Raw genomic sequence first — 13,535 nt, forward strand, 5'->3', positions numbered from 1 at the left:
GAGGTCATCGTGAGCGATCAATTTCGCGTGCTCTCACCGGAAGCCAGCGAGCTGCAGCCCATTTTGAACGGTCTGTTCGGTGAATATGCCGCCCGCTATGGCGATTACTTTTCTCGCGACGCTGAAGTGGAACTGACCGAATGGTATCTGGCGCCGCAGGGACTTTTTGTGGTACTGGAGCGCCGCGGCGAAATTATCGCCACCGGGGCTTACAAACCTTACGACAAGGACACCGCCGAGATTAAGCGTATCTGGACAAAAAGCAGCCTGCGTCAGCAGGGGCTGGCGGCGCGCGTGGTGCAGGAACTGGAACGTAGAGCGCTGCTCGCAGGCTACAGCCGGATTTATCTGACCACGGGATTTCGCCAGCCGGAGGCCGTCAGACTTTATTTAAGCCAGGGCTACGATCCGCAATTTGATACGACGCGCGATCCCGAAGAGTACAGCCTGCCGCCGTTTGATGGACGGCTGCGCTTTACCAAACTGCTGACTATTGCCGGTCAGGCCAGAATCGCCTGAGGAGAGAAAATGAAAACGACAGATAGCATTAGAGTCGTACCGGCACGTTATCCCATGCGTACCGTAGGCGCGGTCATTGCCTTATTTGCCCTTGCGGTAATTCTCCAGTCCGTGGCGTTTAATCCGCGCTGGGAATGGAGCGTGTTTGCCCGCTGGTTCTTTGATCCGGTTATCTTGTCCGGCCTCGGGCAAACGCTGTTACTGACGCTGATCGGGACGCTGTTGAGTATTCTCATCGGCGGTCTGCTGGCGTTGGCGCGGCTTTCATCTTCCTGGCTGTTGAACGGTCTGGCATGGGGATACATCTGGCTGTTTCGTTCGTTACCGCTGATTGTAGTGCTGATCGTTTTGTACAACTTCTCCTATCTGTACGACACGTTGACGATTGGTATTCCGTTCACTCCCATTCAGTGGGGAAGTTTTGAGACCATCAATGTACTCGGTCAGTTTTCCACTGCGGTGGTTGGCCTGACGCTGGTACAAAGCGCCTATACCGCTGAAATTATTCGGGGTGGATTTTTAGGGGTCGATCACGGTCAGTACGAGGCAGCGGCAGCACTGGGCTTACCAGCAGGGCGACGTACGCTGCGGATCATTCTGCCGCAGGCGCTGCGTACCATTTTGCCTGCTGGATTCAATGAAATCATCAGCCTGGCGAAAGGGACGGCGATGGTATATGTGCTGGCAATGCCGGAGCTGTTCTACACCATCCAGATGATCTATAACCGCACGCAGGAAGTGATCCCGCTGCTGATGGTGGGTGCGGTGTGGTATCTGGTGATCACCAGCGTCCTGTCGTTAATTCAGCACCTGGTTGAACGTGCGTTGGCACGCAGCGAACGACGTTCAGCGATCAACACAGCCCGGGTGAGTCGTGCAGAAAAACGCAGTCGTCAACGTCCACAGCAGGAGGCCGTCCATGTCCCGCTCGCCTGAAGGCCATATTTCTATTACCGGCGTTAGCAAATACTTTGGTCGCCACAAAGCGCTGGATAATGTGTCGCTGGAGATCCCTCCCGGTACGGTAACGGTTATTCTTGGCCCGTCCGGTTCAGGGAAATCCACACTCTTACGAACCATCAACCATCTGGAACGCGTCGATGAGGGGTTTATTCAAATCGATGGCGATTACATTGGCTATCGTCGGCAGGGAGACAAACTGTATGAGCTGAAAGAGGCGGAAATTTTGCGCCAGCGCGTTAACGTCGGCTATGTGTTCCAGAACTTTAATCTGTTCCCGCACTTAACGGTTCTGGAGAATCTGATTGAAGCGCCCATTGCGCACGGACTGGCAACGCGTAAAGCCGCCACCGAGCGGGCATTAACACTGCTTGATGCGGTAGGGTTACGGAATAAAGCCGATGCCTGGTCGCGTCACTTATCCGGCGGTCAGCAGCAGCGTATCGCTATTGCCCGTGCGCTGGCGCTAAATCCGCGCGTCATGCTGTTTGATGAGCCTACATCTGCACTGGATCCTGAACTGGTCGGTGAAGTACTGGATGTCATTAAAGCGCTGGCGAAGTCGGGAACCACGCTGGTTGTGGTAACGCATGAGATTGGCTTCGCCCGAGAAGTCGCAGATCAGGTGGTGTTTATGGTCGATGGCAAAATCGTCGAGCAGGGCAGCAGCGAGCAGGTGCTGAATCATCCATGCCACACGCGCACTCAGCAGTTTTTGTCGAAAGTGCTTTGAGATACATTGCGGCACAATGCTGTGCCGCACAGAGGTTATACAGTGACGACGATTTTGCCTACCTAAAAATCAAAAGTAAGCGGAAGAAAAAACGGCCATGTGATGACCAATGATCGGGTTGGCTATCTTACTTAACCTTGCGGGCGTTGTCTGTCTTCAGTTCGTCATAAGAGGCTTCAAGAATCCAGAGGCATTTTGCCCCAGCAGCCGTGCTCAGTAGTGCCTGACGCGTCCGCTGGTAAAATGCGTCCACCTTGTCCGGGGTTTCCGTCGGCGGGGTGCATACGATATCGGAGCCAATCATGTGGGGCCAGTGTCCGGCGTCGAGAACGTCTAACGCCCTCAGTGCGCCGGTGGTGTTTGCTGTCAGTGCCGCCGCGAGCGAATCCTCAAGTATCTGAGCCTGTTTAACGTCGGCAACTGCTGCTAGTGCCGGAACCTGCTCAAGCCATTGAACCTCACCAGCAGCAATGCCTCGGAATGCGTCCGGCCAGTCAGTGGCTCCTGCCATCGCAGGGAGTGACAGCGCTGCCAACAGTAGAATGGACAGGCGCTTCATCGGACGACCTCAAGGTCGCCACCATCGCGGAGTATCAGTCGTCGGGTGGTCAAGGAGAGGATAATACAACCCTCCGAGGCAAAGCCCGCTGGACCGTGCTTGCGCTCGTCGTGAATGCGGAATTCTGAACGTCCGAAAGTCTCCCCGGAGGTCTGCTCCAGAATGATGGTCACAGGTCCTTTAGAGGTTGAATGGCCCGCTATTTTATACGTTCCACGCGGAAGCGGCCCAAGTCCTTTAACCTGCTGGCGGTCCGGGTTGTTTTTATTGGTAAGTGAACCGGAGTAGCCGCTCTCTATCAGTTTACCGTCTTTATACATGTTGCCGGTCGACTGCTCATACTTCCATCCCATAGTATTTCTCCTTATGCGGTCGCGCGTTCGTTCCAGCTATCTGAGTGCATGATGTTACCGTCGGCATAACGCCAAGTGATTTTTTCGTACAACAGCTCGACCAGCTCAATGTGATTATGTTTCTCATAGCACGGGTCTTTGATGTCCAGCATCATCGGGCAGACGCTGACAATCGTCACGCCTTCCATCAGGGTGGAAAAGTATTCAACCTCCTGACCGGCATTATTAATACGGTAAAATTTCACCTCGGCGGATTTGAGTTTCTGGCCAGAGCTAACGGCCTTGTAGAGATACGGGCTAGAGGAGTCGATCTCCTTGTCGAACGAATAAGGAGAATGGACGCGGAGACTGGTTGCCTTGCCATTGTGTTTATCGGTGGGCTGCATGACGCCATGATTCAGGCCAATAATTTCGATACTTCCTTCACGGCCATGAATGTCGACAGAGCCTTTGATATCAGCGCCGCCGTCGTCTTTTAGCCACAAATACGTGGGAATTGCCATTTGTTTAAAACTCCATTTAAGAAAATTCTATTTAAAGTCCTGTAGTGTTAATCAATTACGCGCCGCACCCACGCTATCGCCTATAAAATCACCCGTCAATCTTGTGCGATGAGGATACAAAGCGATCTAAATTTTCGTTGATACAAATAAAAAAAGCCGGAATAGTCCGCTCCCTATTTCTGAAAAGTTGGTCCAGAATTGATCACCTCCCCACATGCTCTACACTTAGGGTTTTAACTTTGGGGTTGCAGCATGATTAAGGTCTATGGGGTGCCGGGCTGGGGATCGGCCATCAGTGAAGTGATGCTCACACTGGCGGATATCCCTTACAGCTTTATTGATGTGGACGGTTTTGACTGCGATGGCCCTGCACGAGAGTTGCTTAAAACAATGAATCCACTGTGTCAGGTGCCCACGCTGGTACTGGAAAATGGCAGCGTGTTGACGGAAACGGCAGCGATCGCGCTGATGATCCTCGATCGTCGCCCCGAACTTTCACCACCCGTTGGACACGCCGAACGCCAGCAGTTTCAGCGTCTGCTGATATGGTTGGTCGCAAATGTCTATCCCACGTTTACCTATGCCGATTATCCTGATCGATGGGTACCGGACGCCCCGGCTCAGTTGAAAAAGAACTGTATCGAGTACCGTAAATCCCTCTATATGTGGCTGAACAACCAGCTAAGCGCCGAGCCGTACGCATTTGGGGATCAGCTAACACTGCTGGACATTTACATTGCCGTTATGCGCACCTGGGGACCAGGGCATGACTGGTTTCAGGACAACACGCCGAATATTAGCGCCATCGCCGATGCGGTTTGTCAGCATCCGAGACTGCGTACTGTACTGAAAAGCAATAAGATTATTTGAATAAAAAAACGCTGTTCCGCAGGAGTGCAAATCCCGGAACAGCGGGCGAACTATCGCCATAAGTTTAAATTACGCGACAGAAGGGGTCAGCGTAATACGATCCAATGGACCCACGATAAACAGATAAGAAATCAGGCCAATCAGCCCCATCGAACCGACGTACAGAATGGCGTAATCAAAAGACTGGGTATTCGCCAGAATGACGCCAATTACCAGTGGCGTGATGATACTGGCCATATTGCCGCACATATTGAATACGCCGCCTGCAATACCGAGCACTTCTTTTGGCGAGGTATCGCTAAGTACGCACCATCCCAGATTGCCAAAGCCTTTGGCGAAAAACGCCAGACTCATCGCCGCGATCACCACAAATTCTGACGAAGTGTAGTTGGCGATAACGATGACGCAGGAAAGTAACATCCCGCAGATAACCGGCAGCTTACGGGCAATCGTCAGGCTGTAGCCGCGTTTTAAAAGCCAGTCGGAGAAAACGCCGCCTAATAATCCACCGATAAAACCGGCAATGGCAGGGATACTGGCGACAAACCCCACTTTGAGGATCGACATGCCTTTCGCCTGATACAGATAGGTAGGGAACCAGGTCAGGAAGAACCAGGTAATTGACGTTACGCAGAACTGTCCGATGTAAACGCCAATCATCATGCGGTTGACGCAGACGCTTTTAATTTGCGCAAAGGTAATCTTCTGTGGTTCTTTTTTATTACCCAGCGACGGTTCACCACCGCCTTCCCGGATATAGTCAATTTCCTGCTGGTTCACCTTTGGATGATGCATGGGATCTCTGACTTTGACCAACCAGAAGATGCCAAGAAGAACGCCTATTGCCCCAATGTAATAAAACACAAAGTGCCAACTGAGATTATGCAAAATAATCGTCATTAACGGCGTAATAATCCCTAACGAGATATATTGCGCGGCCTGATAGACTGAGGTAACAAAGCCCCGTTCGTTATTAGGATACCACTGCACGCTTAATCGGCTATTGGCCGGAAAGGCCGGAGCTTCAATCGCCCCCATCAGTAATCGTAAGATAATCAATACGACAAGCGGGCTGGCGTACAGATAAATGGTGCCCTGAAACATAGTCACCAGCGACCAGCCAATCAGTGCGCAGCCGTATACCAGACGCGAGCCATAGCGATCCAGCAGCCAGCCGCCGGGTAGTTGCATAATGACATAAGAAATACCGAAGGCAGAAAAGGCCAGCCCCATAGCTTCAGGATCAAAACCTAATTCTTTGCTCATAATCGGCGCCACGACGGATAACGTCGCGCGATCGGCATAATTAAATACGGTCGCAAGAAACAGAAATATCAGAATGCCGTAACGCACTTTTGTGCGCTTTATTATTGTGTTCATCACCCACTCCTTTCATAAGGTTGAGAGCGTTTTTGTAGGGGAGGAGGGCGGGTATTGCTTACCCGCCAAATACATTAAGGTCGTTTGCCAAACTCGCAGGTTAATTGCGTCCAGCGGCGCGCCTGCTCGCTAATGCTGAAGCCCAGACCGTGACGATCGGAAACCCACATCCGGCCATCACGCAGCTCAAGTTGTTCATTAAATAACGGGTTCAGCCATTCGAAATGCTCCAGCCATGGTTCGAGTGGATAAGCGGCGGACAGATGCAGGTGAACTTCCATAGCGAAGTGCGGAGCCAGTTTGCGACCATGTTTAGCCGCCAGGTCCATAATTTTCAGGAACGGTGAAATCCCTCCCACACGCGGTGCATCGGGCTGCACAAAATCGCTGGCATTGCCGAGGATCAGCTGTTCATGTTCGCGGAAGCTGGTCAGCATTTCACCGGTGGCAATCGGGGTATCAAGCGCGGCGGCCAGTTGGGCGTGGCCTTCAACATCGTAGGCGTCCAGCGGCTCTTCAATCCAGATTAGATTGAACTGCTCCATTTTGCGTCCCATACGGATGGCGGTTTCCCGATCCCACTGCTGATTGGCATCGACCATTAGCGGGAAGTCATCCCCCAGCGCTTCACGAACCGCGGTCAAGCGGCGAATATCCTCAGCGCAGTTTGGCTGACCAACCTTGAGTTTGATACCACCAATGCCATTTTCACGGGAAATAACCACGTTTTTTAGCACCTGATCCAGCGGCGTATGCAGGAATCCCCCGGAGGTGTTGTAGCACTGCACAGAGTCCCGATGCGCGCCAAGCAGTTTTGCCAGCGGCAATCCTGCACGCTTGGCTTTCATATCCCATAATGCGATATCAATAGGGGAGATGGCTTGTACCGCCATGCCGCTGCGCCCCACGGAAGCGCCAGCCCAGAGCAACTTGGTGTAGATCTTGTCAATATCGTTTGGATCTTCGCCTAACAGGTTATCGGCAATTTCTTTGGCATGCGCATAGATCCCCTGGCCGCCAGCCCGCTTGGAGTAACTAAATCCCACACCTTCAAACCCGTCGCGGCTGCGGATCTCGGCAATGATTATGGCGACTTCGGTTAGCGGTTTCTGGCGACCAGTGAGCACTTTGGCATCGCTCACGGGTGTTGCCAGCGGAAGGAAAGCCAGAGACAGTTTTACCCATTCAATACGGTCACCGGTTTCTGCTGCGGTTTTGGCGTTGGCCGATTTGGCATAGGTCACGGCATCGGAATTGGCACTTAAAGACATATTGTTCTCTCCTGGTGATAACAAATGATTGCGCTAACATTAAAAATGATAGCGCAATCACTGCGCCAGCGAATTGACTGCGATTTGAACAATTGCTCACAAATACAGAGAGAAAAGGGTGGTAAATTATAAACGACGTCACATTCCAGTACTTTATGGAGAAATGCACAAACCTTTGTGATTGCGCTATCATTTTAATTAACGATAATTAACTAAGCTGCTGTTTTCTCAGCGTTATCGCCGAGAGTCGCTGGCAATAGCCCTAATCATGATGAATAATGCCAGCATAAATCAGCGATTTTTGACAAGGGCATCGACAGTGAAAAATCCCAAACCTCCGCGCGCCCCCACGCTGGAAGATGTTGCCCGTACCGCGGGATTGTCACCCATGACGGTGAGCAGGGCGTTGAATACCCCGCAGATGGTGCGCCCGAAAACGGTTGAAAAAGTGATGCAGGCGGTGCGCGCCACCGGCTATATTCCCAACGCACTGGCTGGGGGACTGGCGTCTCGTCGCAGCAAGCTTATCGCCGTGGTTATTCCGCAAATTAACAACAATATGTTTGTCGATACCATCCAGTCATTAAGTGATGAACTGGCAGAACGCGGATACCACATTTTGCTCTGCGTGTCGGGTTATACGCCGCAAACAGAGGCGGAGCTGGTGGCGACGCTGCTTTCTCGTCGCCCGGATGGCGTAGTACTTACCGGTATTCATCATACCGCCGAGCTGAAAAAGGTGATTCTTAATGCGGCCATCCCGGTCGTGGAAATCTGGGATTTAACCCCAACACCCATCGATATGCTGGTCGGCTTTTCGCATGAAAAGGTCGGGCAGGCGGTGGCAGACTATCTGTTGGAAAAAGGTTATCGACGTCCGGGGTTGTTATGGACAGCCGATCGCCGGGCAGGCCAGCGTAAACAAGGACTGTGCGATGCGTTGAGTCGTCATGGTATTGCGGCTGACGCACAGGTGGATGTCCCGCTTCCGGCCTCTCTGGCATTGGGGCGCGCAGGATTGACGCAGCTATTGGCGGATCGCGAGTTTGATGTCATTGTCTGTAGCTCAGATACGTTAGCTCAAGGGGCGATCATGGAAGCCGAGAGCCGCGGTATACGCGTGCCGCAAGAGTTAGCGGTAATCGGTTTTGGCGATCTGGATTTTGCTGCCAGCAACCGGCCCGCCATCACCACCGTCAGCGTCGACAGACGGGCCATCGGGCAACGCGCCGCCTCACTGCTTGCCGATCGTATCGAACAAATTCCGCGTGAAGACGATATTATTGATGTCGGTTTTCATCTGGTAGAACGAGAGTCCGCATAAGTTACCTGCAATCCAAAACTATAAGGAATCTGCTATGCCGCACGTTGATATTAAATGTTTTCCTCGCGCTCTTACCGACGAACAAAAAACCGCCCTGGCGGCGGATATTTCCGAGGTTATTATTCGCCATTTGCAAAGCAAAGACAGTTCAGTCAGCGTGGCGCTCAATGAAGTTGAGCCAGAGGCGTGGCAGGGCGTGTGGGATACGGAAATTGCGCCGCAGATGGCGAGATTAATTAAAAAACCTGGCTACAGCATGTAAGAAAAAACGGGCGGATTTCCGCCCGTTTTCGTTGTGCTTATGGTGTAACGATGTTGAACCAGAATTCGAATTTATCCATATAGCCGAGCATGGCATCAAGCTTGGCGCCGTCACCGGTAATCTTCACATCACCACTGTCTTGTGCCTGTTTCAGCGTCACTTCTTTGAGGATGATTTTGTTCAGCGTGTCGCGATTAAGCGTGACAGTGGCGTCGGCATCTTTCGCTTCGGCATTGGCGGTATGGTTCAGGACGCCATTCTCCAGCTCAAGCTTATATTTACCGCCATCACTGCCAAGATCGATGTTAAACACCGACTTCGCATCACCCGCTTTTTGTCCGTTAATATGCACTGCCAGATAATCGAAGAACATTTCCGGCGTCATAGCACGAACGGTATCCGGGCTGGCGGTATTCGGGGTTGGGCCTTTGACTACGCCGTTTCGCAGCTCTTGCGCCCCGGTCAGATAGAAGTTACGCCACGGGCCGGATTCAGCCTGATAACCCAGTTGCTCCAGCGCATCCGCTTCCAGATTACGCGCGGCCTGGTTATTTGGATCGGCAAATACCACTTTGCTCACCACCTGAGCCACCCAGCGATAGTTACCCTGGTCATAGTCGGTTTTGGCTTTCTGCAAAATGGCGTCAGCGCCGCCCATGTAGTCGACAAATTTCTTCGCAGACTCTTCCGGCGGCAGCTCATCCAGCGTTGCCGGGTTGCCGTCAAACCAGCCGAGGTAGAGCACATAGGTCGCTTTTACGTCATGGCTCACGGAACCATAGTAACCGCGGTTAGCCCAGGTATGGGCCAGTGAGTCCGGCAGCTTAAAGTTGGCGGCGATTTCATCGCGGGTCAGACCTTCGTTAGCCATGCGTAACGTCTGGTCGTTGATGTAACGATACAGATCGCGCTGGCTTTTCAGCAGGCTGACCACCTTGTCATTACCCCAGGTTGGCCAGTGGTGCTGCGCCATCAGCACTTCGGCTTTATCACCCCAGCGCACAATCGCTTCGTTGATGTATTTGGACCACGGCAGCGGCTCACGAATTTTGGCCCCGCGCAGGGAGTAGGTATTGTGCAGGGTGTGGGTGACATCTTCAGCGGATTCAATCAGTTTCTTCTCTTCGATGTACCACAGCATTTCCGACGGTGCTTCGGAACCCGGGGCCAGCATGAAGTCATAGGTCAGGCCGTCGATGACCTCTTTTTGTCCATCTTTCTCAATGATATTTGTTGGCGCAATCAGGGTAACGGTTCCCGCTGAGGTCGTGGTTCCCAGTCCCGCGCCGACCTGGCCTTTGGCATCAGGTTTTAGCAGGTTGCCGTACATGTAGCTCGCGCGGCGGCTCATGACGTTACCGGCCATGATATTCTCAGCGACCGCAGCTTCCATAAAGCCAGCTGGCGCATAAATTTTCACTTTGCCCGCTTTAACGTCGGCTTCATCGACAACGCCGCGTACGCCGCCGTAATGGTCAACGTGGCTGTGGGTGTAAATCACTGCGACAACCGGTTTTTGACCGCGGTTTTTAAAGTAAAGATCCATCCCGACTTTGGCTGTTTCTGCCGAGACCAGCGGGTCAACAACGGTGATGCCTTCTTTACCTTCAATAATGGTCATGTTTGACAGATCGAGGTTACGAATCTGGTAAACGCCATCCGTTACTTCAAACAGCCCGCTGATGTTGATCAACTGAGATTGACGCCACAGGCTCGGGTTTACCGTATCCGGGGCTTTGTCGCCTTCTTTGATGAACGCATATTGCTGCGGATTCCAGATAACATTTCCCTGTTCGCCTTTGATCACGTCCTGCGGGAGTGGAGCGATAAAACCTTTGTGGGCGTCGGTAAAGTCGGTGTTATCGGAGAAGGGCAGTTGGTTGTAAAGCACGTTGTTGGCTTGTTGCGTGGCGGCAGTTGCGTCTTTAGGGGCTTCAGCGGCCATAACGGGAACAGAAAACGATGTGAGTAACCCAGCAAGTATAAAACTTTGTGCGATTCTATTAAGTTGCATCGTAAAACCTCTCTGACACTTCAAAAGTCCAGTTGGGGATGCTGCTTTGACGGATAGCGTTTTGATTAGGTATTTGCGTTAGTGCAAGATTAACTATAATTCACATGAATGATTCAGCAAGGAAGGGCGAGTAATTTATCTAACTGGTTTTTCAGAAGTTTTAAGAAAACAGTTGCGGATGACAGAGCAGAACTGCCATCCGTTAGCATACTATCATTCACCTGCGATAATGCGTTTCCCGCTGGAGATAAACGTTCCTGCCCCAAGGTGATGCAGAGTATTGAGCTTGCCATCATCAAACTGCCAGCGTCCTTCCACGAAGGCTCGCTCATCAGCGGCAGCGGAGACCACTTCCCCAAACAGAGTGTCATATTTTTCCTGTGCCGCCGTGGCTGGCAACAGGCGACACTCCATCCAGGCCAGACATTTCGCTTCTATCAGCGGTAAACCTAGCACTGGTCCTTGCACCACGGGAATGCCGTAACAGTTGAATTTATCTTCCACGCGACCGGAAACGCTGCCTACGGCCCAGGTCCAGTTGACGGCGGCGATACCCGGAATAACGATGCCGAATTTACCGCTACGTTCAATGAGATCCCGCGACCAGGCGGTCTTATCAACAACAATTGCTACCCGCGGCGGCTCAAATTCCACGGGCATTGACCACGCCGCAGCCATCACATTTCGCCGCTCGGTATGCTCATCCCGGCTGGTTATCAATATCGTTGGGCCATGATTGAGTAGCCGACTGGCATGTTTTAATTCGATCGGACGAAAATGGCTCATGGATGCTCCTTGGCTGAGAGATAACACACCACAATAAACATAGATATTAACGGTATTAGCGATTTTGTCGCCTCACAGGAATTAACAACGCACAAAATCGACAGCGTAAAACGAAAAATACGTTATAAGTACTGCATTAATCGAACAGGAACTCCGTATGACGCCTTTTTTAACCGCTTACTTTGCCCGTATTGGCTGGTCAGATTCGGCCAACGTCAACATTGAAACCTTGCAAGCGCTGCATTTACTGCATAACGCCGCGATTCCATTTGAAAACCTGGACGTATTACTGCCAAGAGAGATGCAGCTTGACGATTTGTCGCTGGAAGAGAAGCTGGTAACGGCGCGTCGTGGCGGTTATTGCTTTGAACAGAACGGCGTGTTTGAACGCGCGCTACGCGAAATCGGTTTTAACGTACGTAGCCTTCTCGGTCGCGTGGTACTGGCAAATCCGTCAAGCCTGCCGCCGCGCACGCATCGTCTGTTGCTGGTTGAATTGCAGGGAGAGCAGTGGATCGCCGACGTTGGTTTCGGCGGACAAACGCTGACGGCGCCGATTCGTCTGCAGGCTAACACTGAGCAGAAGACGCCACACGGCGAATATCGGCTGATTCAGGAAGGTGAAGATTGGATCCTCCAGTTCCGTCATCACGAACACTGGCAGTCAATGTATCGTTTCGATCTGGTCGTGCAGCATCAGAGCGATTATCTGATGGGCAACTTCTGGTCCGCACACTGGCCGCAATCACATTTTCGCCATCATCTGCTGATGTGCCGTCATCTGCCCGACGGCGGGAAATTAACGTTAACCAATTTTCACTTTACCCATTATCAGGATGGACATGCGGTAGAGCAGATTAATTTGCCTGACGTCGCCAGTTTGTATGCGTTGTTGCAAGAACGATTTGGACTGGGTGTGGATGACGTGAAGCATGGGTTTACCGAAGATGAGTTAGCGACGGTAATGGCGGCGTTTGATACGCATCCGGAGGCGGGGAAATAGGGGCATCGGAAGTCATGCCGGATGCGGCGTCATCGCCTTATCCGGCTTTCGGGAACAATTAAAAATCTATCGCCCATTCTGCGTGAAACAGGATCACCGCCGAACCGGTAATGGTGACTTTTTTCGGCTGGTTTTCACAGATAGTCACCGTCACATCAACAACCCCGTCGCGCCCGAGCGCACGGCCCTGATGCCCCTGAACACGTAACGTTTTCCCATCATGCGCCATCAGCCCATGGTGGACCAACCATGCGCCCATTGGACCGTTGGCATTGCCGGTAACCGGGTCTTCCACAATACCAATAGCAGGTGAAAACATGCGGCCATCAGTGGCGTTTTCGCCCTCGCGGATTTGAAAAGGGAAGAAACCGTTACAGCCAATTTGTTGGCTGATGGCGGTCAAAGCCGGTAAATCAGGGGAAAGGGCGTCGAGATCCACCTCAGGTTTCAGTGGAATCATCACTTTCGAATGCCCGGTCGTGGCAACCTGAATGGGTAAGCCTGCCAGCATATCGTCTTCGCTCAGGTGCAGCGCATCGAGAATCGCAGTACGAACAGCGCCCTCCAGCGGAGGTTCAAAACCCGGTTCACCTTGCTCAAGGCTAATGCGATAGTCGTTCCCGGTAGCGTCAATATCCACGCGATGACGTCCGGCCAACGAGGTTTGCCAGACCGTGCAGTTACCCAGACTCAGCACCCTGGCCCGCACGTAATGCGCGGCGACGGTAGCATGCCCACAGATAGGAACTTCGACCGTCGGGGTGAAATAGCGGATGCGAACATCGCTGTCGTCACTGGTCAGCAGAAATGCGGTTTCTGAATGACGCAGCTCGCGAGCGATGAGCTGCATCTGCGCGTCGCTCAGTCCATCAGCATGTAAAACCACACCTGCTGAGTTGCCGCGAAAAGGGACCGGGGTAAAGGCATCGACGTGGTAAACCTGTGGTTTCATTAGCGTTCTCCCTGAAATGGAGAAGCATCATAACGCACAAAAAGCG

At 52.3% G+C, this 13,535-nt stretch carries 15 protein-coding genes; 7 read left to right on the forward strand and 8 right to left on the reverse strand.

The features are described from left to right. Positions 1 to 9 precede the first annotated feature (9 nt). From OGY71_RS10080 to OGY71_RS10090, 3 genes are read left to right on the forward strand one after another with little or no spacing between them, the layout of a single operon-like run. Positions 10 to 519 carry a GNAT family N-acetyltransferase gene (locus OGY71_RS10080; RefSeq protein ID WP_003833076.1) on the forward strand — a complete coding sequence of 170 codons (510 nt, stop codon included), beginning with the start codon at positions 10 to 12 and terminating at the stop codon, positions 517 to 519. Between the two features lie 9 nt (positions 520 to 528). Beyond that, positions 529 to 1,455 carry an amino acid ABC transporter permease gene (locus tag OGY71_RS10085; protein WP_126318042.1) on the forward strand — a complete coding sequence of 309 codons (927 nt, stop codon included), beginning with the start codon at positions 529 to 531 and terminating at the stop codon, positions 1,453 to 1,455. Continuing rightward, positions 1,439 to 2,212: an amino acid ABC transporter ATP-binding protein gene (locus tag OGY71_RS10090; RefSeq protein ID WP_286613246.1), complete on the forward strand. Its 774-nt coding sequence runs from the start codon at positions 1,439 to 1,441 to the stop codon at positions 2,210 to 2,212. The genes OGY71_RS10085 and OGY71_RS10090 overlap by 17 nt, the downstream gene beginning before the upstream one ends. A 127-nt stretch (positions 2,213 to 2,339) precedes the next feature. On the opposite strand, the gene OGY71_RS10095 is transcribed toward OGY71_RS10090, so the two are convergent. From OGY71_RS10095 to OGY71_RS10105, 3 genes are read right to left on the reverse strand one after another with little or no spacing between them, the layout of a single operon-like run. Beyond that, positions 2,340 to 2,771 carry a hypothetical protein gene (locus OGY71_RS10095; protein WP_003833070.1) on the reverse strand — a complete coding sequence of 144 codons (432 nt, stop codon included), beginning with the start codon at positions 2,769 to 2,771 and terminating at the stop codon, positions 2,340 to 2,342. Continuing rightward, positions 2,768 to 3,124 carry a tlde1 domain-containing protein gene (locus OGY71_RS10100; protein WP_286613247.1) on the reverse strand — a complete coding sequence of 119 codons (357 nt, stop codon included), beginning with the start codon at positions 3,122 to 3,124 and terminating at the stop codon, positions 2,768 to 2,770. Before OGY71_RS10100 ends, OGY71_RS10095 begins: the two co-directional genes overlap by 4 nt. An 11-nt stretch (positions 3,125 to 3,135) precedes the next feature. Next, positions 3,136 to 3,627, reverse strand: coding sequence for an Hcp family type VI secretion system effector (locus OGY71_RS10105; protein WP_193134019.1), 492 nt, complete (start codon positions 3,625 to 3,627; stop codon positions 3,136 to 3,138). A gap of 252 nt (positions 3,628 to 3,879) precedes the next feature. Here OGY71_RS10105 and OGY71_RS10110 point away from each other — a divergent pair, with 252 nt between their 5' ends. After that, the gene (locus OGY71_RS10110; RefSeq protein ID WP_286613249.1) at positions 3,880 to 4,497 is read left to right on the forward strand and encodes a glutathione S-transferase family protein; all 618 of its coding nucleotides are present in this window, start codon (positions 3,880 to 3,882) and stop codon (positions 4,495 to 4,497) included. A 69-nt stretch (positions 4,498 to 4,566) separates the two neighbouring features. Here OGY71_RS10110 and OGY71_RS10115 read toward each other — a convergent pair whose 3' ends face one another. Both OGY71_RS10115 and OGY71_RS10120 read right to left on the reverse strand, forming a co-directional pair. Next, positions 4,567 to 5,877 carry an MFS transporter gene (locus OGY71_RS10115; protein WP_286613251.1) on the reverse strand — a complete coding sequence of 437 codons (1,311 nt, stop codon included), beginning with the start codon at positions 5,875 to 5,877 and terminating at the stop codon, positions 4,567 to 4,569. 74 nt (positions 5,878 to 5,951) lie between these two features. Next, positions 5,952 to 7,148, reverse strand: coding sequence for an L-talarate/galactarate dehydratase (locus OGY71_RS10120; protein WP_032943493.1), 1,197 nt, complete (start codon positions 7,146 to 7,148; stop codon positions 5,952 to 5,954). 319 nt (positions 7,149 to 7,467) lie between these two features. Here OGY71_RS10120 and OGY71_RS10125 point away from each other — a divergent pair, with 319 nt between their 5' ends. Beyond that, the gene (locus OGY71_RS10125; protein ID WP_164562774.1) at positions 7,468 to 8,472 is read left to right on the forward strand and encodes a LacI family DNA-binding transcriptional regulator; all 1,005 of its coding nucleotides are present in this window, start codon (positions 7,468 to 7,470) and stop codon (positions 8,470 to 8,472) included. Between the two features lie 34 nt (positions 8,473 to 8,506). After that, the gene (gene pptA / locus OGY71_RS10130) at positions 8,507 to 8,734 is read left to right on the forward strand and encodes a tautomerase PptA (RefSeq protein WP_003833058.1); all 228 of its coding nucleotides are present in this window, start codon (positions 8,507 to 8,509) and stop codon (positions 8,732 to 8,734) included. A 37-nt stretch (positions 8,735 to 8,771) separates the two neighbouring features. On the opposite strand, the gene OGY71_RS10135 is transcribed toward pptA, so the two are convergent. Then, a complete protein-coding gene (locus OGY71_RS10135) occupies positions 8,772 to 10,748 on the reverse strand; it encodes an alkyl/aryl-sulfatase (protein WP_286613253.1) in 1,977 nt (658 codons plus the stop codon). A gap of 213 nt (positions 10,749 to 10,961) precedes the next feature. Further along, positions 10,962 to 11,534, reverse strand: a complete 573-nt coding sequence (locus OGY71_RS10140; RefSeq protein WP_003833054.1) for a flavin reductase family protein — start codon at positions 11,532 to 11,534, stop codon at positions 10,962 to 10,964. 157 nt (positions 11,535 to 11,691) lie between these two features. Here OGY71_RS10140 and nhoA point away from each other — a divergent pair, with 157 nt between their 5' ends. Then, entirely contained in the window at positions 11,692 to 12,537 is an 846-nt protein-coding gene (nhoA, locus tag OGY71_RS10145; RefSeq protein WP_126318064.1) for an N-hydroxyarylamine O-acetyltransferase, read from the forward strand. A gap of 58 nt (positions 12,538 to 12,595) precedes the next feature. Here nhoA and OGY71_RS10150 read toward each other — a convergent pair whose 3' ends face one another. Further along, a complete protein-coding gene (locus tag OGY71_RS10150; RefSeq protein WP_286613255.1) occupies positions 12,596 to 13,489 on the reverse strand; it encodes a PhzF family isomerase in 894 nt (297 codons plus the stop codon). Positions 13,490 to 13,535: the final 46 nt, after the last annotated feature.

Source organism: Citrobacter sp. Cpo109 (assembly GCF_030332565.1).
Classification (GTDB): Bacteria; Pseudomonadota; Gammaproteobacteria; order Enterobacterales; family Enterobacteriaceae; genus Citrobacter; species Citrobacter portucalensis.